The sequence below is a fragment of the Eikenella sp. genome (assembly GCF_057315495.1).
Genome location: NZ_DBHKXY010000047.1, coordinates 1 through 15,719, shown reverse-complemented (window position 1 = coordinate 15,719; position 15,719 = coordinate 1). Strand labels below are relative to the sequence as shown.

The 15,719-nt window shown below is 55.5% G+C and carries 11 protein-coding genes; 7 read left to right on the top strand and 4 right to left on the bottom strand.

Translation table 11 applies throughout. From position 1 onward, the window contains the following. Positions 1–64: 64 nt before the first annotated feature. Positions 65–2,503 carry a TonB-dependent hemoglobin/transferrin/lactoferrin family receptor gene (locus ACO6EE_RS08775; protein WP_485960667.1) on the bottom strand — a complete coding sequence of 813 codons (2,439 nt, stop codon included), beginning with the start codon at positions 2,501–2,503 and terminating at the stop codon, positions 65–67. A 49-nt stretch (positions 2,504–2,552) separates the two neighbouring features. After that, a complete protein-coding gene (locus tag ACO6EE_RS08770; protein WP_485960666.1) occupies positions 2,553–3,527 on the bottom strand; it encodes a Slam-dependent surface lipoprotein in 975 nt (324 codons plus the stop codon). Positions 3,528–3,823: 296 nt separating this feature from the next. Here ACO6EE_RS08770 and ACO6EE_RS08765 point away from each other — a divergent pair, with 296 nt between their 5' ends. The 3 genes from ACO6EE_RS08765 (at position 3,824) to yciA (ending at position 7,050) form a co-directional block, all read left to right on the top strand. Continuing rightward, a complete protein-coding gene (locus ACO6EE_RS08765; RefSeq protein WP_485960665.1) occupies positions 3,824–5,212 on the top strand; it encodes a porin family protein in 1,389 nt (462 codons plus the stop codon). Positions 5,213–5,357: 145 nt separating this feature from the next. Beyond that, positions 5,358–6,419 (top strand): uroporphyrinogen decarboxylase, encoded by a 1,062-nt coding sequence (hemE, locus tag ACO6EE_RS08760; protein WP_485960664.1) that lies wholly within the window; start codon positions 5,358–5,360, stop codon positions 6,417–6,419. A gap of 190 nt (positions 6,420–6,609) precedes the next feature. After that, positions 6,610–7,050: an acyl-CoA thioester hydrolase YciA gene (gene yciA / locus ACO6EE_RS08755; protein ID WP_485960663.1), complete on the top strand. Its 441-nt coding sequence runs from the start codon at positions 6,610–6,612 to the stop codon at positions 7,048–7,050. Positions 7,051–7,255: 205 nt separating this feature from the next. On the opposite strand, the gene rtcR is transcribed toward yciA, so the two are convergent. Next, the gene (gene rtcR / locus ACO6EE_RS08750) at positions 7,256–8,884 is read right to left on the bottom strand and encodes an RNA repair transcriptional activator RtcR (protein ID WP_485960662.1); all 1,629 of its coding nucleotides are present in this window, start codon (positions 8,882–8,884) and stop codon (positions 7,256–7,258) included. A gap of 869 nt (positions 8,885–9,753) precedes the next feature. Here rtcR and ACO6EE_RS08745 point away from each other — a divergent pair. Further along, positions 9,754–11,322, top strand: coding sequence for an RNA-binding protein (locus tag ACO6EE_RS08745; protein ID WP_485960661.1), 1,569 nt, complete (start codon positions 9,754–9,756; stop codon positions 11,320–11,322). A 175-nt stretch (positions 11,323–11,497) separates the two neighbouring features. Here ACO6EE_RS08745 and ACO6EE_RS08740 read toward each other — a convergent pair whose 3' ends face one another. Continuing rightward, complete coding sequence (locus tag ACO6EE_RS08740; protein WP_485960660.1) at positions 11,498–12,874, bottom strand: nucleobase:cation symporter-2 family protein; 1,377 nt, start codon at positions 12,872–12,874, stop codon at positions 11,498–11,500. A gap of 329 nt (positions 12,875–13,203) precedes the next feature. Between ACO6EE_RS08740 and ACO6EE_RS08735 the strand changes: the two genes are divergently transcribed. From ACO6EE_RS08735 to ACO6EE_RS08725, 3 genes are all read left to right on the top strand, one after another. Beyond that, a complete protein-coding gene (locus tag ACO6EE_RS08735) occupies positions 13,204–13,920 on the top strand; it encodes a hypothetical protein (RefSeq protein ID WP_485960659.1) in 717 nt (238 codons plus the stop codon). A gap of 78 nt (positions 13,921–13,998) precedes the next feature. Further along, positions 13,999–14,586: a hypothetical protein gene (locus ACO6EE_RS08730; protein ID WP_485960658.1), complete on the top strand. Its 588-nt coding sequence runs from the start codon at positions 13,999–14,001 to the stop codon at positions 14,584–14,586. Positions 14,587–14,639: 53 nt separating this feature from the next. Continuing rightward, on the top strand, positions 14,640–15,719 hold a 1,080-nt coding region (locus tag ACO6EE_RS08725), incomplete at its 3' end, for an AAA family ATPase (RefSeq protein ID WP_485960657.1).

Genomic DNA, 15,719 nt, shown 5'->3' with positions numbered 1-15,719 from the left:
GCGCAGAGGCTACCTGAAAATGTAAGCTTCAACGTAGTTGAAACAGTTTCCTTACTGCCAAGGTTTAAAACTTGGCTTCGATAATAAGGCCGAAATTGCGGCCGGGCGCGCTGAAACGCTCAAGGCCGGCATGGGCGCAGCCATCGTGGTGGGCGATACCGCTTCGGTCGGTACAGTTATCCACACGGTTTACCGTGCCGAATTCGCGAATGCTGCGCAGGGTTTCCCAAGTGTAGTAATGACGGTTGAACAGGTTGTAAATGCCCGCGCTAATCGTTACATGTTTCCTAAACTGGTAACGGGCGGTTAAATCTACCAACCAGATATTGCTGCTGTGGCGTGCATAAGGGAAAACCCTGCCCGTATTGTCGTAGGAGGCAACGGTGTCTTCCGGTTTTTTGCGCGCAAAATAGCTAACGTTCAAATCCACGCCCCAACGGTTATCCGGCTGCTGGTAACCGATACCGATCACGCCGTTAAACGGCTGGATGGCGTTAATCGGGATATTGCCGTCGGCTTCGCCTTTGGTGTAGTTCGCGGCCAAGGTGGTGTACATACCGGCGGGCAGGCCGATGCTATCGAGATTCCAGCGGGCTTTCAGCTCCAAACCTTTGATTTCGGCCTGGGAACGGTTCACGTTTTGGTAAACGTCGGCGTATTCGCGGTTGCTCAAAGTTCTGGTGGTATAGTTCCAGGTCATCACCTCTTTGTAGCCGCGGTTCACGAAATCGATGAAATCGGTGTAGCGGGTGCGGTAGCCGGAAAGGCGTACATGTCCCCAATTGCCGTGCACATCGATGCCCAGCTCAACGTTTTTGGAGCGTTCGGCTTTCAGGTTCGGATTGGGCTCGACATAAAACAGAGTGTTGGGGAAATAGAACCACATTTCATCTGTGGTCGGCGCGCGGAAGCCGGTGCTGTATTTGCCTTGCAGGGTGACCGACGGGCTGATGTTCCAATCCAATGCAGCCACATAGCTGGGCGAACTAAAGCGTGCCTGTTGGTTCCACAGGCCTTTGGTTTCAAGCTGGCCTTTCACGTCGGGGTTGAAACTTTCCGTATCCAGGGTGTGCATTTTGATGCGGTCGTAGCGCACACCGAGGTTCAGCTTAAAGCGGTCGCTGAAGCGCAGGGTATTGTTCCAATAAAGATTCGTGTTATTGGATTGAGTGCTGACCAAGAACTCTTTTTCATCGCGGTCGGAAGCCAGGCGGTCAGGATAGAAAACGTATGTCCAATAACTGGTGTTGCTGTTGGTGTTGCGTTTGCGCGATCCGCCCACGCCGTAGGCCATATCCCACGTCAGGCTTTTGCCGAAATCGAAATGTTTTTCGGCGGCCACTTTGAATTGGTCGGTATCGTAATTCAGGCTGCGGCGGATGAAATAGTTTTCAGCACTCCGCCCCATCCGTTGAATGTAATCTTGAGTGGGAATATCCCAAGTCAAGGTGGTCATGCGGATTTTCTGCCGGTCTAGGCTCACCGTCAGCTTGTTCCACGGCCCCCATTCCAGCAGGTTTTCGTACTCCAAGCCAACACGGCGGCGGTAGGCCACGTCTTGGCGGTAGCGGTAGCTGGTGTGATCATAAGCACCAAACAGATTAGAGAACTCATCCGTTTCCCGATCCTGTCGGGTGGTTTCGTAAATACCGCTCAGATAGTTGCTGTCGTTGAAGTGATAGCCGAGGCGGAACAGGTCGGCATGATCTTCCGTGTTTTGCGGGTCGGGAGTGCCGCGTGCCACGCCGCTATATGTTGTATTACCAAATTGGTAGTTGTTATTGAAACGCAGATTGACGTTTTGGCCTTCTTTATGGTTTTTGGTTTCGTGCCCGTTACGCACAGTGCCCACCACCAAGGCATCAAACCCGCCCAGCCGACCGGCAGCGGTAATGCTGGCCAACCATTGTTCGGAGCGGCTCAGGTAGCCGGTTTTCATGCCGACATGGTATGGCTTGTCTTCATCCACATAATCGCGCGGCGATTTGGTGCGGTAAATCACTGCACCGCCCAATGCGCCGCTGCCGGCGGTGATAGAATCAGCACCTTTGCTGATGGTTACCTCGCTCATGTGCTCCAATTCGGCAGCGTTGCGGTTGGTGTTGAAGTTGCCATATGCGCCAAACAGTTCTTGGAAAGCGGAAGAAGAGCGGCTTTCACCTTGGTCGAGGCCGTCCACTACGATGGCTACGCGATCTTTATCCACGCCGCGGATACTGAAACCATTGGAGCCGGCACGGCCGCCTTCGGCCACACTGATGCCGGGATCGTAGCGCACCATATCGCGGATGTCCTGCACCATTTCTTTATCCAGCTGCTCGCGGCGGATGCGTTCGCGACCAAGCTGGCGCGGCGCATGCCTGCGACCTTGGATTTCGATGGTTTCCAATTGGGCGGAACCGGCATCGTCCGTTTCGCCCGCTGCCCAAATCGGGGCAGAGAAGATGCTGCACAGAGCCAAGAACAAAATACTTGGCCGGTGTTGATGGATATGTGTTTTCATGATTCTGTTAGCGAATTGAAAATGAAATAAAGGCTACCTGAAAATAGGATTAGGGATTAACGGGGGTTAAATCTGTGGCCGTGGTATCGCGGTCACGTCGAGTATCGGTGGCTGAACCGCCAAATACGCTGTCGAGGCTGCGGTTGCCGCTGAAAGTAACCTTGCCGCCGATTTCCGTACCGGCCGGGTCGTACCAACCGCTCTTGCCGTAAAAACCGCCGTTCACTTGGCCGCTCACTCCGCCTGAAGAGGCTGTGCCGCTGAACGTATTGCCGTTTACGGTAACGTCGTTGAAATCGATGTCCGCACCAAAATCGGCATTGCCTTTAATCGTGCCGCCCACTTTTCCGGTGTTGAAATTGACGGTTAGCAGAGAGTTAACCCTACGTGCCGGATTGCTGTCGGTATTGTAGGACGAGGCCACAACCGAACCATCTTTCACGCGGAAGGCCCAAACTTCGTAGGTAGCTTTGCCGGTGGGTGCAGTAGCGCCATCACGCTTCTGCATGTCCGCCGTGTCGGCCAATATGCCGCCCGCGAATAGGTCGGTTTGCCCGTCGGCACCAATCCATGCGCCATAACGCACCGATTGCAGGTAACCTGCGGGGAAATTAGCATCACCGTTTTCACAACACACCAGCAGCTTGTTGCCATCGCTTGAGGTTTGCGGATTAAGCTTGGTGGGTTGGCTTTTGTCGGGCGTAAAACGGCTGGAGAAGTTTGGTGGATTAGTGAAACCATCAAAGGCATAACTTTTACCGTTTGGCGCCTGATAGATGAATTTGTTTTCAGACGACGGCGTACCCCAATACTCCACATACCACGATACATAACGCAGCTGCCCGTTACCGGTTTGGAAGGTGGTGGGTGTTTCGCCCGTGCTGGCCGGACCAAGGATTTTGCTGGAGTCGGCCGGAGTCAACGGCGGTATGGGAGCGGTACCGTCTGGAATGTTTACCCCGCCGCTGCCGGCACATCCTGCCAATACGGCAGCCACAGACAAAGATAAAATCAGGTGTTTCATGCTTACTTAAATCCTGCCTTCGTTAAAAAGAATGGTAATATATCTCATTTCCATACATAAGAAAACCGCTTTATTTGCACGAAATATCTAAACTTAACGAAACCTTATCCATTATATTTCATTATTTTCAAACAATTATTTATCATATGCAGATGAAAACGAGTGTGCTTCTGATTATTTCTACGTTGTGTACAGCGCAACACAGTTGGGGCAATACAACGCCGGAACAGGATCAGAAGCGTTTTTTGCAAACAGGGCAACAGCAGTGGTTGCGGCAATTGGAAAACCATGAACAAATGCCTGCAACGGCAGATGGGCAGCAGGCTGCACCCGTGCTCACCCAGCAGGATTTGCTGGCACGGCCGCAGCTCTTGGCGCGGATGCTGGTGCAAGTGTTAAACGGCCCGCCGCAGCCGGAATTGTTGGCAGATTTGACTTCGCTGTATGCGCAAACGCCGCAGCCAAACACGGTATTGCTGCGGCGGGCGCAAGGCATGCAGGCCAAATATGCCGGTGATTACGCGCGCGCGGTGCAAATTTATCGGGAATTGGCGGCAGAAGAGCCGCAGGATGTGCGCATCCGCCTGGATTTAGCGGCAATGCTGGCAGAAGATAAGCAATGGCGCGAATCGGCGCAGCTGTTTAAAACTGTGCAGAGCGAGCCGGAGGTGCCGGCGGAAGTGCAGAATAATGTGCAGCATTATCTGAACCATATTGCCAAACAGCAGCAATGGCAGTGGAGCGGCGGACTCTCGCCCTCATTTGATAACAATGTGAACAACGCCCCGCCGCCGTATTGCAGCCCGTTCGGCTGCAGCCGCGAACGCGCAGAAGATGCTGTGGGCGTGGCTTACAGCCTGGGTGTGGCGAAAAACCAGCCGCTGGCCGGGCATCACAACCTGCGCATGCAGTTGGATGTGAGCGGCACCAATTATTATTGGAGCAACAAATCGGCCTACGACAGCGCCTACGGCCGTTTGGGTGCGGGCTGGCTCTGGCAGGATGCGCGGCAGCGGCTGTTGGTGATGCCGTTTTACCAATTCCAGCTCAGCGGTACCGACAACTGGGATGGCCGCAAACCGCAAAACAACCACACGCTGAAAATGCACATGTGGGCGCACGCCCCCGGGCTGCGCACAGAATACAGCCGCCTGCTCACCCCGCGCTGGCAGCTGCACACCGCACTGGATGCCTACCGCCAGCGCTATCGGATGGATACCAAAGCAGAAATGTATAACGGCTGGTATTTGGGCGAAAGTATTTCCCTAGCCTGGCGTGCCACAGCGCGCAACACGCTGTATGCCGGGCTGAATTTCAACCAGATGCTGCCTGAGCAATCCACCTTGCGCGGCAAGCCAAATAATGCCGCCTACCGCCGCCACGGCATCGGTGCCGGTTGGATTCACGATTGGGACGCACTGGGCGGCCTCTCCACCCGGCTCAACGTATCCTTCGCCGAACGGCGTTTCCGTGGCACCGCACTAAACATCACGCCGCAAGGCTTCCCGCGCGAACAACGCCGCGACCGCGAAATTCAATACTCCGCTTCACTGTGGCACCGAAACTGGACCATCCTCGGCCTCACCCCGAAGCTGAATTTCTCTTGGCAACACACCCGCAGCAGTCATGTGTGGGCAGAACGTAAAAGCCGGCAAGTGTTTGTGGAATTGGAAAAGCAGTTTTAACAAGAGGCTACCTGAAAGTTTTAGCTGCATAGAAACTATGCGGCATGATGTTTCAATTCATTGAAACCACACTTTCAGGTAGCCCCAATTCCCCGCCCTGCCTGTGCTATGATTCGCCTCCCATCCACACCACACAAACCCTACCATGACCACCCTGCAAAACGATACCTTCCTGCGCGCCCTCGCCAAACAGCCTGTTTCCCACACCCCGGTATGGCTCATGCGCCAAGCCGGGCGCTATCTGCCCGAATACCGCGCCGTACGCGCCCGTGCCGGCGGCTTTTTGGATTTATGCAAAAACACTGAGCTGGCTACTGAAGTAACCCTCCAACCCATCGAGCGCTTCGGCCTCGATGCCGCCATCCTCTTTTCCGACATCCTCACCGTACCCGATGCCATGGGCTTAGGCCTCTATTTTGCCGAGGGCGAAGGCCCGAAATTTGCCCGCCCGCTGCAAAACGAAGCCGACATTGCCACACTACAAGTGCCCGATATGGCCAAACTGCGCTATGTATTCGACGCCGTTTCCTCCATCCGCCGCGCGCTGAACGGCCGCGTGCCGCTGATCGGCTTTGCCGGCAGCCCCTTCACCCTCGCCTGTTATATGGTGGAAGGCGGCGGCAGCAAAGAATTCCACCAAATCAAAACCCTGCTCTACCGCCGCCCAGAGCTGTTGCACCACATCCTCAACATCACCGCCCAAGCCGTAACCGCCTATCTGAACGAACAAATCGCTGCCGGCGCCCAAGCCGTGCAGATTTTCGACACCTGGGGCGGCCTGCTTTCCGACGCCGCTTTCCCCGAATTCAGCCTGGCCTATATGCGCCAAATCATCAGCGGCCTCACCCGCGAACACGAAGGCCGCCGCGTGCCCGTTATCCTGTTTACCAAAGGCGGCGGCCAATGGCTCGAGCTGATGGCCGAAAGCGGCGCCGACGCGCTCGGCTTGGATTGGACGGTAAACCTCGGTCAGGCACGGCAGCGCGTGGGCAGCCAAGTGGCCCTGCAAGGCAATTTTGACCCCGCCGCCCTGTTCGGCACGCCCGAATCCGTCCGTGCTGAAGTACGCCGTATTTTGCACAGCTACGGCGAAGGCAGCGGCCACATCTTCAACCTCGGTCATGGCATCAGCCAGCACACCGACCCGGAAAACGTCAAGGCACTGGTGGATGCTGTGCATGAATTTTCCGCCCGCAGCATAGACTAAGCCGGCGGCTTGGTTTTCACTCCGTTCCGTTTCACTGATATTTTCAGGTAGCCCCAAGCTATTCAGGCTACCTGAAAATATCAACCACGTTATAGAGCCTCTCGAGTTTCATCATCCGCATCGCCCCGATTCCCGACTGCCAAAAACAGCGTAAAATACGCCCTTCCCCACCCCACTCAAGGATTAGACCATGCCGCACCGCAACATGCCCACACACACCCAGCCACAAGGCGAGCTCCTGCTGCGCACCGTAGCCATGCCCAGCGACACCAACCCCAACCAAGACATCTTCGGCGGCTGGATTATGTCACAGATGGATTTGGGCGGCGGGATCTTGGCTGCCGAAATCGCCCAAGGCCGAATCGCCACCGTGTGTGCGCAAGAAATGAACTTTATCCGGCCGGTGAAAGTCGGCAACGTGGTGTGCTGCTACGGCCGCTGCGTGCGCGTGGGCAACACCTCGCTCCAACTGAAACTCGAAGTGTGGGTGAAAACCCTGATGAATGAACACGTTACCGAAACCCGCGAGCTGGTAACCGAAGCCATGTTCACCTATGTGGCCATCGATGCCCAAGGCAACCCTCGCCCGGTGCCGAAAGAAAACAACCCCAAGCTGGCCGGCCTGCTATAAGCACTTAGGGCTACCTGAAAATCTTTGTACTGTTTTTCAGGTAGCCCGCCATCCCGCGTCGGGCAGCCATGCCCAACCTACTCCAAACATGCTATGAACAACGGTTTGGCATTGCGGTGAAACCGCCCAAACAAAAAGGCTACCTAAAACTGCATCCGCAGAATTTTCAGGTAGCCTTTTTCGCTTACTATCCGACGCCGTCGGCTCACCCCGACACATCCGCCCAAGTCAGCCCGAAGCGTTGCAGGTATTTGCGCAGGCGGTCGCTGTCGTTGGCGGTGGCGCGTTCCAGCCGCGAAACGTTAAACAGGGCGCGGCCGGCGGCGGCCATGTTGGGGTGGCGGCGGCATTCGGCGATGACGTGTTGCAGTTGGATGCGGTCGAACAGGTCGAGGGTTTCGGCATCGATTTTGGCGGGGAGGCCGTCTGAAAACCGGTTTGCAAAAGGGTTTTCCGCATCGTCCGCATCCGTTTCGTCCGCCCACAGCCATTTCAGACGGCCTATTTCGGCTTCAACCGATTCGGTCTGTATCCTGCCCTGCGGGGCAAGCGTGGCCAGGCGCATGATGCTGGCGGCAAGGTCGCGGAAATTGCCGCGCCATCGGGCTTCGCTTGAATGGGCGAAGGCAAGGTAGGCGGACAAGGCTTCTTTATTGAAACGGGTGGCGCGGCCGAGCTCCTGCGAGGCAAGCGCGAGCTGGTGTTCGATGTTCGGCTCGATGTCTTCGCGGCGGTCGGCAAGCGCGGGCAGCGGATAGTTCCAAATATTGATGCGGGCGAACAGGTCTTCGCGGAAGCGTCCGGCGCGGATTTCCCGCCGCAGGTCGCGGTTGGTGCCGGCAATAAGCTGGAAGCTGCTTTGCACTTCCTTGTCGCTGCCGACGGGATAAAAATGTTTTTCTTCAATGGCTTTGAGCAACATGGCCTGTTCGTCCAAGCCCAATTCGCCGATTTCGTCCAAAAACAGCACGCCGCCGTCGGCGGTTTTCAGGTAGCCTTCGCGCTTTTCCGCCGCGCCGGTAAACGCGCCTTTTTTGTGTCCGAACAGGGCGGAAGCCGCACCGTCGCCGCGCAAGGTGGCGCAGTTCACATCGACAAACTCGCCTTTAATCAGGTGGCGCGCTTTTTTCAACTCGAAAATCCTGCGTGCCAGCATCGATTTGCCCGCACCGGTAGGGCCGGAGAGCAATATCGGCGACGGGGAATGCAGCGCGACTTGTTCGATTTCGGCAATCATGCAGTTGAAGGCGGCGTTTTGGGTGGAGATGCCGCTTTTCAGATAGCGCACCGCGTCATCACGCACGGCGGCGAGGCGTTCGGCCAGCACGTCGTAACGCGCCAAGTCCAAATCGATGATTTCATAACCGCCGACATCGCCTTTTCCCATACTGCGTTTTTGATTTTTTGGCGGCGCAGTCTGCAACAGCACGCCGGGAATCTGGCGCGATTCCACCAATAAAAACAGGCAGATTTGCGCGACGTGCGTACCCGTGGTGATGTGGGTGAGATAGGTTTCCTCTTCCGTATCAAACGCATAGCCCGCCGCCCAATCGTGCAGCTTGGTATAAACCTCGGAAAAATCCCACGGGTTTTCCAGCTCCATCGGCACGAGATTGACGGCGGTGTGCGGCGACACATCTTGAATATCAGCTTTAACATGATCCGCCAGCTCGCGGTATTTCTCCGCATAAAACAGCTCCATACGGTCAATATGAAAATCCTGGTGCTGATTCATGGCGACATTCGGCCGCCACTTCTGCCAACGCCCTTGACCGAAACCACTGTCCAATACCGTGCCGAGAAAACTGACGGCAACGTTTTTTCTACTATTCAATTTTCTATCTTTCTATCTTTTTAGATATTTTTTAGCATTCTACTCCTTCCGTAGCAAAAGGCTACCTGAAAATATCTTTTATTTATTTTCAATCAATTAAAAATAATTTTTGCCATTTTCCTCATATTTGGCATAGCTATTGCAATATGGTTTCCAGGCACCGGCAAATGCCGGAGGAATTACAGCCTACTAAGCTCGAGGTCGCGGGTTCGAATCCCGCCTCTGCCGCCAACGATGGCAGAGTAGCTCAGAGGATAGAGCGCGTAACAATTTCTCCACTTCTAGTTGCCAAAGTGCCCCCTACGGGCGGATGCCGGCAGGATTACATTCGATGAACAATCGTCGTACTAATAATACGAAGCAGGAATCCTGCCACAGCCTAGCCGCCCACCCTTTTCCGGTACGGCAGACAGATGCAGGAGGAATTACATTCCACGTCCGAGGGTCGCGGGTTCGAGTCCCGCCCTGCCGCCAACAAACTTCTATGGCAGGATAGCTCAGGGGTAGAGCATCGGAAGAGAATTTCTCCAACACCTAGCTGCCTGCTGTACCACCCCTTTTCCGGTATGGCAGACAGATGCCTTGGGAAACTACAGTTAATCCGCGTGTCGCAGGTTCGAATCCTGCCCCGCTCCAAGCGGGTAGCTCAGTTGGTAGAGCATCGGCTGTTTCCCAAAAACCTAGCTGCCCGCCGTACCCCCTTTTTACGGCGGCAGGCGGATGTCTGAAGGGATTACATTAACCTTCCACGTTAAAAAACCGTATCTCTTCAACTACTAGCCGCCGCGCTGCCACCCATTCGAGGCCGTCTGAACAGTTCTTCAGGCTACCTGAAACCCTAAAAACAACAACACGAAAGGAAATGAAAAATGGCTAACACCACCTTGTTCCAATCCATGAAAACCCGTTTGACCGCCGCCAATACCCGCAACGAAGCAGGAGGCATCGCCTACACGCTGACACCCAAACAACAGCTCGCCCAACTTGCCGCCACCGGCTGCCTGAACAGCACTTACTACGCCGATGCGCAAAACCAGCTGGAGCAAGTATTGGAATTAACAAAAAACCTGGATGCCGAGTTTATCGCCAAAACCGCCGTGTACGCCCGTCAAAAAGGTTTCATGAAAGACATGCCCGCGCTGTTGCTTGCCGTGTTGGCGCAAAAAGATGTGAACATGCTTGCCCGCGTATTCGACCAAGTGGCGGACAACGGTAAAATGTTGCGCAACTTCGCACAAATCATCCGAAGCGGCGCGGTCGGCAGAAAATCCTTTGGCAACCGTCCGAAAAAACTGATGCAGACCTGGCTTTTGACCGCCACCGAAAAACAATTGTTGAACGCCGCTATCGGCAACACCCCGTCGCTGGCGGACGTGGTCAAAATGGTACACCCCAAACCGCGTGAAGCATGGCGCGCCGCCTGGTTTGCGTGGCTCATCGGCAAACCGCACGACCGCGAAGCATTGCCGCCTATCACCCGCGCCTTTGAAGACTACAAGCAAAGCCGCCAAGGCGCATTGCCCGACGTCCCCTTCCAAATGCTCACTGCCTTGGAATTGAACAGCGGCGACTGGGCGCAAATCGCCCGCAACGGCTCATGGCAGCAGGTTCGTCAAAACCTGAACACCTTCCTGCGCCACGATGTGTTTGCGAAAAGCAAAAACATCAAAATGGTGGCAGAAAAACTGCGCGACAAAGCCGCCATCCGCCGCGCCCGCGTCCTGCCTTACCAATTGCTGACCGCATATCAGGCGACATCCGAACAGATGCCGTTTGAGATCCGTGAAGCCCTGCAAGATGCGATGGAAACCGCCGTACAAAACGTACCGGCAATCCAAGGCAAAGTCGTGGTTTGTCCGGACGTCTCCGGCTCCATGCACAGCCCGGCTACCGGCTATCGCGGCAGCGCGACCACCAAAACCCGCTGCATCGATATTGCCGCGCTCGTGTCCGCCGCCATGTTGCGTACCAATCCGCAAGCCCGCGTGATACCGTTTGAACAAATCACGGTAAACGTGCAGCTCAACCCGCGCGACAGCATCATGACCAACGCCGAAAAACTCGCCAATATCGGCGGCGGCGGAACGGCATGCAGCGCACCGCTCGCCATGTTGAACCGCGAAAAAGCCGATGTGGATTTGGTCGTCATCGTGTCCGACAACGAAAGCTGGGCAGACCGCGAACAACATTGGGGCGGCAAAACCGGCCTGATGAAAGAATGGGACATCCTGAAACAACGCTGCCCCGAAGCCAAACTCGTCTGCTTGGATATCCAGCCCTACACCACCGCACAGGCGCAAAACCGCCGCGACATCTTGAACATCGGAGGCTTCTCCGACCAAGTGTTCACACTCATCGGCTCGTTCGCCGAGCAAGGTATGGGCGCGGATTTCTGGGTGGAAGAGATTGAGAAAACCGAGCTGGCGGCGGTGTGCTAGTATTTTTCAGGTAGCCTTTGCTGCACGGTGGAGGCTACCTGAAAAACTATGGGCAACACCAGCAGCACAGGCATTCCCATCCTTGATTTGATACTGCCATAAATTTTCAGGTAGCCTCTTATCCCAAAGGCTACCTGAAAGTATCAACTTCAACAAAATTAAGGGCTGCCGGCGATTACTCTTCCAGCCTTACCACCTGATCTTTCTCATCTCTCGGCAGAATCAGATTCAGCGCCACCGCCATAAGGCCGCCGGCGGCAATCGCATTACGGAACACCTCCGGCAGCGCCTTAAATACTTCCGGCTCAAAAGCCACGCCCAGGCCGATGCCCACCGAAGTGGCGGCAATCACGGCCTCTCGGCGGTTGATGCCGTGGGTCATGATGATGCGCACGCCGGCAATCGCAATCAGGCCGAACATCAGCACCATCGCCCCGCCAAGCACCGGCGAAGGAATGGTGGTGAACACGCGCCCTACCACAGGAAACAGCCCGGCCAGCACCAAAATCACCGCAATATAGCGCCCCACATGGCGTGAGGCCACGCCCGTCATTTGGATCACGCCGTTATTTTGCGCAAACGTGGTGAGCGGCAGCGAGCCGAGCGCCGTGGCAATCACCGACACCAGCCCGTCGGCAAACACCCCGCCGCGCAGCCGTTTTTGAAACTCGTCGCCCTCATACGGCTGGCCGGACACCATCGCCGTGGCCGTAAGGTCGCCCACCGCCTCGAACACGCTCAACAGATAAATCGTACCCGCCACCAAAAACGCGCTCCAATCAAAGGCAAAGCCATATTTAAACGGCACGGGCAGCGTGAACAGCGGCGTGTTTTGCAACGGCGAAAAATCCACCATACCCATTGCCAACGCGGCAATATAACCCGCCACCAGCCCCACCGCGATACCGCTCATACGCAAAAACGGATTGCGCATACAGTTAAACAGCAACACGATGACCAACACAAAACCCGCCAAGCCGATATTCTGCACCGAGCCGAAAGCATCCGTGCCTTTCGCGCCGAAACCGCCGCCGAAATCAGTGATGCCGATATCAATCAGGCTCAAGCCGATCAGCAGCACCACCACGCCGCTGACCGTGGGCGTAATCACCCGTTTCAGGTAAGGCAGCGCCCAAGCCGAAGCGCAAATCAGAAATGCCCCGGCAAACGACACGCCCAACAGCGTGGAAAGCATCACCTCCTCGCTCAGGCCGCCTTCGCGCATGCCCAAACCCAACGAAATCATCACGCCCACAAAGGAAAAGTTTACCGACTGAATCGAAAGCAGCCCCGAGCCCACCGGCCCAAAGCGGCTCACCTGCAAAAACGTGCCGATGCCGGAAGCCACCATCGCCATCGAAACCAAATAAGCCGTGGTTTCCGCAGGCAGTTTTAGCGCACCGCCCACAATCAGCGCCGGCGTTACCATCGGCACAAAAATTGCCAACAAATGCGTTATTGCGCTCAACAGCGCATTAGCAAACGGCGGCTTGTCTTCCAGCTTATACACCAAATCCGCCTCGGCGGCGGCTTTCATATCGGCATCGGCCATGATTTATTTCCCTGATAACAAAAGGATTAGCAACTCCCAAAGCCGCCGCAAAACAGCAGCCCAGGCTCAAATTTGGGCGCGATTGTAATGCTTTTTACACAAACAGTGCAAAGCAGGTGCATTCCGTTTTTCAGGTAGCCTTCCAACGCATAGCTATATTTCTACAAATGCTAGCTATAAAACTATATCTTTCACTATACACAGCAACCTTTCGCCCACCGATACAAAATAGTCTCCCGCAATATCAATCCATTAGACAAACATCCCGCTGCTTGGCACAATCCATGCTAAACAAACCATATTGTTAAAAAGGCTACCTGAAAGCACCCATGCCCTTGCTTCACCTCGAAACCCTACCCCATGCAGGCCTACCTGAATGGCAACACCGCCAACGCTGTGCCGCCATCAGCCGCTTCCACGAGCTCGGCGGCGTGCTTGATTTCCGGCAATTTGCCTACACTACTGCCGCCGCCAACGAAGCCGAACGCCGCGAATACCACCTGGCCACGGCCAGCCACACCCTGCACGCCGTTATCGCCGAGCGCAACGCACAGGCCGCGCAGTGCGCAGCCCGCTACCAAGTGCCCGCTCCCGCCGCGCTGGCCCAGCATTTCAGCCTGCAAGCCGATATGGGGTGCAAAATCAGCGCAGCCGAGTTCTACGGCAACCAGCTCGATTTGCAGCACACCCGCCTCATCGTGCGCGGACAAGGCAACCAATTCGGCCGTTTTCTCTATCATGACAGCGAAACCGATGTCGAGCACACCATAGCCCGAAATATGCCCAGCAGCGCCTTCTGCCATGCCTTCCTCAATCCGCCCTACCCCGCCCGCTTCGGCCAAACGGCCCGCGAAATCGGCGAATATTTCCTCGACTTCTGCCGCCAACTGTTCGGCAGCCTGAACCACATCGAAACCTACGCATGGAACACCGATTGTTCTGATTATTTTGCAGACGGCCGCGAATGGTGGGGCACATACTTCTGGACCGTATACAGCCCGCAAACCCGCCTCTACACTGGCATCATGGGCTCAGCCACCGATTAATCGAACACAAAGCAACAAACTTTCAGGCAGCCTCTAATCCTCCCCCAAGGCTACCTGAAACTGCCAACCAAACAAACCATGACTGCCCTCACCCAACTCTTGCTCCAAGCCTTTCCCCCTGCCTGCCAAGCTGAAGCCGGGCAGCTCTTGGCCCATATGCAACACCCCTGCTCCCCAAGCCCCTCCACAGAGCCGGACAAACTGCTGCTGGGCGGCCAAACCATCCACCTGATTCGTCGGCAATACGGCCTCGCCATCGCCCGCCGCCCCGAATCACTCAACCCCATCCAACGCGCCATGTTCCACTGCCTGCACACCCGACACCACGACGGCCATGTCCGCGAACAACACTTCGCCGCCCTGCTCGCCCCCGACCAGCCCGCCTTTGTTGCCCCCTTTACCGCCCAACTGCTCGGCGAATACGTTTTGCCCATTCAAGAGCAAGTGCACGCCTTTTTCCGCCACAACCGCGCCATCCTGGCCGCCTTCTTAGCAGAAAATCCTGCCTACTGGCACAAACAGCAAAACCGCATCCGCAGCTATTGGCACTGCTACCACCGCCATCAATACCCCGACTGGCCAAGCTACCCCATTAACCGGCTGGCACAGGAAATCAATGGCGAAGTAAAACAGCACCGCCGCCTTGCTTCAGGCAGCCTATCCTGAAAGCTACCTGAAAACGAAGCTACAACAAACCAACAAAAGAAAGACTTACAACCATGCAAAAATTCATCCTTATCCGTGGCCATCAAGGTTCGGGAAAATCGACTTTCGCCGAACAAAAAGCCGCCGAGTTTGCCCAACAATATCCCGATGCCGAAATCGTCCGCATCGAAAACGATTTACTCATGACCGATGAAAACGGCGTGTACCGTTGGTCGGGCGAGGCAGTGGATAAGGCACAGAAGCGCGGTAATGCCTTGATGACCGCAACTTTGAAACTCGGACGCCAAAATCTGAATCGCAATATTTTGATTATTAACTCCAACACCAACCAAAAGGCTTCGCGTTGCCGTCATTTGTTGGATCAGGCGAAGAAGAGCGGATTCCAAACGGAAATCTACCGCCTGCACAACTTCTATCCCAACCTGCACGGCGTGAAAGAGCATGACGTGCTGGCCGCCTATGTGAAGCTCAATCAAAACCCCGCGCCCGGCGAAATCCACATTGAAGCCCTGCAGCCGGCCAACGCGGAGCAGTTGGCAAAAATCGAGCAAATGCAGGCCATCGAGCAGCACGCCCTGTCGTTTGACGAAGCGCAGCAAACCTTCGTAACCGAACACTATCTGCAACATGGCAGCCGCAACTTTACCGCCAAAGCATCCAAACGTTATCCCGAATTGCGCGTGTTGAAATACGCCCGCAGCGTGTTCTACGACAACCGCTTCGACGACGCGCTACTGGAAATGCGCGGTTTGATTATCGACGCGCACAACCGCATCATCGTGCGCCCGTTTAAAAAAGTGTTCAATTATTCGGAACGTATTGCCAAAGGCAGCCGTTATCCGATCCGAATCGGCGACGAGAGATTGGTGGATGCGGTGGTAAAAGTAAACGGCTTCCTCGGCTGCTGCACTTTCGTCTCGCTTCCAAGCGACCACCCGTCCCACGGCGCGGCGTTTGACGGCAAAGTGCTGTATTCGACCACCGGTTCGCTCGACAGCGCGTTCGCGGACATGACCGCCGCACACTGCACACAATACGAAACCCTGTTCCGCGCTTATCCGAACCACACTTTTTTGTTTGAAATCACAGACGCGAAAGACGTCCACATCATCCGCGAAGAATTGGGCGAAACC

Coding starts and splice junctions, on each gene's coding strand:
- ACO6EE_RS08775 (WP_485960667.1), bottom strand. CDS start 2,503: ATGAAAACACATATCCATCAACACCGGCCAAGTATTTTGTTCTTGGCT.
- ACO6EE_RS08770 (WP_485960666.1), bottom strand. CDS start 3,527: ATGAAACACCTGATTTTATCTTTGTCTGTGGCTGCCGTATTGGCAGGA.
- ACO6EE_RS08765 (WP_485960665.1), top strand. CDS start 3,824: ATGCCTGCAACGGCAGATGGGCAGCAGGCTGCACCCGTGCTCACCCAG.
- hemE (WP_485960664.1), top strand. CDS start 5,358: ATGACCACCCTGCAAAACGATACCTTCCTGCGCGCCCTCGCCAAACAG.
- yciA (WP_485960663.1), top strand. CDS start 6,610: ATGCCGCACCGCAACATGCCCACACACACCCAGCCACAAGGCGAGCTC.
- ACO6EE_RS08745 (WP_485960661.1), top strand. CDS start 9,754: ATGGCTAACACCACCTTGTTCCAATCCATGAAAACCCGTTTGACCGCC.
- ACO6EE_RS08740 (WP_485960660.1), bottom strand. CDS start 12,874: ATGGCCGATGCCGATATGAAAGCCGCCGCCGAGGCGGATTTGGTGTAT.
- ACO6EE_RS08735 (WP_485960659.1), top strand. CDS start 13,204: ATGCCCTTGCTTCACCTCGAAACCCTACCCCATGCAGGCCTACCTGAA.
- ACO6EE_RS08730 (WP_485960658.1), top strand. CDS start 13,999: ATGACTGCCCTCACCCAACTCTTGCTCCAAGCCTTTCCCCCTGCCTGC.